Origin of the sequence: Mesorhizobium sp. M2A.F.Ca.ET.067.02.1.1, assembly GCF_004023285.1 — a bacterium.
Taxonomy (GTDB): domain Bacteria; phylum Pseudomonadota; class Alphaproteobacteria; order Rhizobiales; family Rhizobiaceae; genus Mesorhizobium.
Window position 1 is genome coordinate 1 of the sequence record NZ_RZSB01000509.1, and the last position, 4,380, is coordinate 4,380.

Below are 4,380 nucleotides of genomic sequence, written 5' to 3' on the forward strand. Positions count from 1 at the left end.
ATTCACTATTCACTATTCACTATTCACTATTCACTACTTACAGCCCCAGCCAGTCGAACCAGCCGCCCTTCTTGCCTTCCGCCTGTGCCTTGAGGCGGCGCTCCTTCTTGTACTCGTCCTCGCCGAGTTCGTTCTGCGGCGCGGCATCGGAGGGCTGGCGATAGGCAAGCGGCGGCTCGCTCAGATATTTGCGAGTGGTCGGGTCGCCCTGCTTCTGCTCGGCAAGCCGGCGCTGGATCTCGGCGGTGCGCGTAGCGCTGGAATCATCGGGCGACCAGCGTGGCGGGTGGCTGGAGGCCGAGTCAGCCATCGCCTTCTTCACCGACGCGGGATCGGTCTGGACATCCTCGACGGCTTCCGGCTGGTAATTCGGATCGTTCTGGTGGGCGGTGGCGTCGGCGCGGATGCGGGCGCGGCGCGCCTCGGGCGATTCGGGCCATTCGGTGCTCGCCGTCTCGATGCTTTCCTGCGGCGGCGGCAGGTTTTGCTTCTGCCCCGGCGCGGGTTTCACCAGGTCAGGGCGCGGCTTGTAGTCGATCGGAGTGCGGCGCTTCGGCGTGATCGAGGCCGCGCCCGAAACGTCGTCGAAGAGCTGCGCGGCTGCCGTCTTGTCGGTTCCGTAGGTCGGCGAGCTCATGCAGCCCGACAAGGCGATGGCCGATACCACAAGCGGCGCCACCAGCGCGGCGCGCGCGAACGTTCTGTCGGTCATGCCAAAAAGTCCCACTCTAACTGCCTTTCGGTCGCCACCGGCCAAGGGCACGGTCCCCTTCTTCCCCGCACTTGCGACGGAAATCCGGCGACAATTTGTCTGCCGGAGTGTCGCGTGTTTACCTCAACCACTTGTTAAGGGCAACGCACGGGCGGATATGGGCCGCCCGGCGTGGTACTTTTGCACTTATTTGACCGGCGCATGTCGTTGATCCCAAAACCGCTGCACACTTTTGGCCGACATGCACTTGTTTGAAGAGTGCATGTCGTTAGCCCAAAACCGCCGCACACTTTTGGGCGACATGCACCTAGAGACGCCCGAGCGCCTTCAGCTCGTGCAGCACGGCCGCGTCGCGGGCCGAGACATCCGGGAATTCCGGGTCCTGCCCGACATCGGCGGTGTAGCGCCAGGAGCGCGCGCATTTGGTGAGGCCGCGATCCTCGGCTTTCTCCACCACCACCGCCACGCCCTTGACGTCGTCGAGCGTGAAGGCGCCCTCCGGCGGCTTGCCATGCTTGATGACGAGGTCGCTGGTGATCGCCATCTCGGCCATGTCGACATCGGCGATGGCCGCCTCCAGCGCGGCGTCGTCCAGCGTCACCACCGGCACGGCCTCCAGCGACGAGCCGATCAGCTTCTCGGCGCGCGCGATCTCCAGCGCGCCGGTGACGACACGGCGCACCTGCCTCACCTTGCGCCATTTCTCGGCCAGCGCCTCGTTGCGCCAGTTCTGCGGGATCTCCGGGAACTGGTCGAGATGCACCGAGACGGCTTCCCGATGGCGGTCGAGCCAGGCTTCCTCGGTGGTGAAGGGCAGCATCGGAGCCAGCCATTTCACCAGGCATTCGAAGAGATGGCGCACCACCTGGACGGCCGAGCGGCGGCGCAGGCTCGACGGCCCGTCACAGTAAAGCGCGTCCTTGCGGATATCGAAATAGAATGCCGAAAGCTCCACCACCATGAAGTCGAGCAGCGCTCGGGTGATGCGCTTGAACTCGAACGCGTCGTAGCCCTGGCGCACCACTTCGTCCAACTCGGAAAGCCGGTGCAGCATCAGCCGCTCCAGCTCCGGCATGGCCTCCACCGGCACGTCCTTGCCGTCGTCATGGGCGAGCGTGCCCAGCATCCAGCGGATGGTGTTCCTGAGCTTGCGATAGGCGTCGATATTGGTCTGCAGCACGTTCTTGCCGAGCCGCTGGTCTTCCCAATAATCGGTCGTCACCACCCAGAGCCGCAGGATATCGGCGCCAGACTGCTTTATCACGTCCTGCGGCACCACCGTGTTGCCGAGCGATTTCGACATCTTGCGGCCTTCCTCATCCATGGTGAAGCCATGGGTGATGACCGCCTCATAAGGCGCCCTGCCCCTTGTGCCGCAGCTTTCGAGCAGCGAGGAATGGAACCAGCCGCGATGCTGGTCGGAACCCTCGAGATAGACGTCGGCCGGCCATTTGAGGTCCGGACGGTCTTCCAGCGTGAAGACATGAGTCGAGCCGGAATCGAACCAGACGTCCAGGATGTCCATCACCTGGTGCCATTTCGAGGCATCGTGATTGCCGAGGAAACGTTCCTTGGCGCCGTCGGCGAACCAGGCGTCGGCGCCCTCCTTCTCGAAAGCCTCCGTGATGCGATGGTTGACGGCCTCGTCCTTCAGCACATTGCCGTCCTCGTCGGCGAAGACGGCGATCGGCACGCCCCAGGCGCGCTGGCGCGAAAGCACCCAGTCCGGGCGCTCCTCGATCATGGCGCGGATGCGGTTCTGGCCGGCCGCCGGCACGAAGCGCGTGTCGTCGATCGCCTTAAGCGCGCGGCTGCGTAGCGTCGTGCCGTCGCCGAGGTCCTTGTCCATATAGACGAACCATTGCGGCGTGTTGCGGAAGATGACCGGCTTCTTCGAGCGCCAGGAATGCGGATAGCTGTGCTTCAGCCGGCCGCGCGCGAAGAGCGCATTGCGCTTGATCAGCTCATCGATGACCGCCTGGTTGGCGTTGCCCTTCTTGCCGTTGTCGTCGATGACACGCGCGGCGCCGCCTTCGCGTCCCGGGCCGAAGCCCGGCGCGTCCTTGGTGAAGAAGCCGGCGTCGTCGACCGTGAACGGGATCGTGGTGTCGACGCCGCGTGCCCGAAGATCGGCGGCCGCCTCCATCCACGCGTCGAAGTCCTCGCGGCCATGGCCGGGCGCGGTGTGGACGAAGCCGGTGCCGGCGTCATCGGTGACATGCTCGCCGGCAACCATCGGCACCGGGAACCCATAGCCGCCGCCGAGACCCTTGAAAGGATGCGAAAGCGTAAGCTTCCCAAGCTGTTCGGCCGAGACGCTGTGAAGCCTGTTCAACGTGACCTTGGCCTTGGCGGCGCAGTCCTCGGCCAAGGCATCGGCAAAGATCAGCTTCTCGCCGGGCTGCGGGCCGAAGGCGTTCTCGGCCGCCGTCACCTCATACAGGCCATAGGCGATGCGCGGCGAATAGCTGACGGCACGGTTGCCGGGGATGGTCCAGGGCGTGGTCGTCCAGATGACGACATGCGCCTCGACCAGATCGAGCGCGGTGTCGTCCTGCGGCGGCGCCGCGCCGGCGACCGGCTGGGCGAGGCTCGCGACCGGAAACTTCACCCAGATCGTGTCGCTCTCATAATCCTGATACTCGACCTCGGCTTCGGCGAGCGCGGTGCGCTCGACCACGCTCCACATCACAGGCTTCGAGCCGCGGTAGAGCTGCCCCGACATGGCGAATTTCAGCAGCTCGCCGGCGATGCGCGCCTCGGCATGGTAGGCCATCGTCGTGTAGGGGTTGTCGAAATCGCCGATGACGCCCAGGCGCTGGAACTCTGAGCCCTGCACCTTGATCCAATCGGCCGCGAAGTCGCGGCATTCCCTGCGGAACTCGTTGACCGGCACCTCGTCCTTGTTCTTGCCCTTGGCGCGATACTGCTCCTCGATCTTCCACTCGATCGGCAGGCCGTGGCAGTCCCAGCCCGGCACGTAGTTGGCGTCGTAGCCGCGCATCTGGAACGAGCGGTTGATGACGTCCTTGAGGATCTTGTTCAGCGCATGGCCGATATGGATGTTGCCATTGGCGTAGGGCGGACCGTCATGCAGCACGAATTTCTCGCGGCCGGCGGCCTCCTCGCGCAGCTTCCTGTAAAGGTCCATGTCCTGCCAGCGCTTGACCAGGCCGGGCTCCTTCTCGGGCAGGCCGGCGCGCATCGGGAAATCCGTCTGCGGCAAATAAAGCGTCTTGGAATAGTCGATCGTTTCAACAGCGTCGGTCATTGGAGTGTCGGTCATTGATCTGCCATCTGCGTTGCCCGGCGGCGGAAAGCCCGGGCGTTGAGGTCTTAGCTGACGCATATCAATTTCCCAAACCGGAGCCCACTTTTGGGCGATATGCGTTGATTTTCTTGAAAAAGCGCGAGGGGCGCGCGCGAAAACTCCCGGCGGCTCCAGCGGCGCTCAGGCCGCCCGGAACACCGGGCCTGTAATTCGTATCGCGATCGCGAAAAGGCGCGAAAAGCTCATCATGGCGTGGCTTTTAGCGGATGGCGCGGCAGGAATAAAGCGCGGAATTCAAGGCATGAAGCCGGTTTCGCGGCCTACATGGTGAAATTAAAGCGATAAGTGGTCGAGACACCGAAGGTCCATTGGTTGCGGTCGCCGCGTTCCTTAACCA

2 protein-coding genes are annotated in these 4,380 nt (G+C 64.0%); both read right to left on the reverse strand.

Annotated elements, in window-relative coordinates; translation table 11 throughout:
* Nucleotides 1-37: 37 nt before the first annotated feature.
* Nucleotides 38-712 carry a hypothetical protein gene (locus EOA28_RS26285; protein WP_126083161.1) on the reverse strand — a complete coding sequence of 225 codons (675 nt, stop codon included), beginning with the start codon at nucleotides 710-712 and terminating at the stop codon, nucleotides 38-40.
* A 307-nt stretch (nucleotides 713-1,019) separates the two neighbouring features.
* Nucleotides 1,020-3,983: an isoleucine--tRNA ligase gene (gene ileS / locus EOA28_RS26290; protein WP_127386469.1), complete on the reverse strand. Its 2,964-nt coding sequence runs from the start codon at nucleotides 3,981-3,983 to the stop codon at nucleotides 1,020-1,022.
* Nucleotides 3,984-4,380: the final 397 nt, after the last annotated feature.

Bases quoted from the DNA above. Each gene is read 5' to 3' on its own strand.
- ileS (WP_127386469.1), bottom strand. From the start codon at position 3,983: ATGACCGACGCTGTTGAAACGATCGACTATTCCAAGACGCTTTATTTG.
- EOA28_RS26285 (WP_126083161.1), bottom strand. From the start codon at position 712: ATGACCGACAGAACGTTCGCGCGCGCCGCGCTGGTGGCGCCGCTTGTG.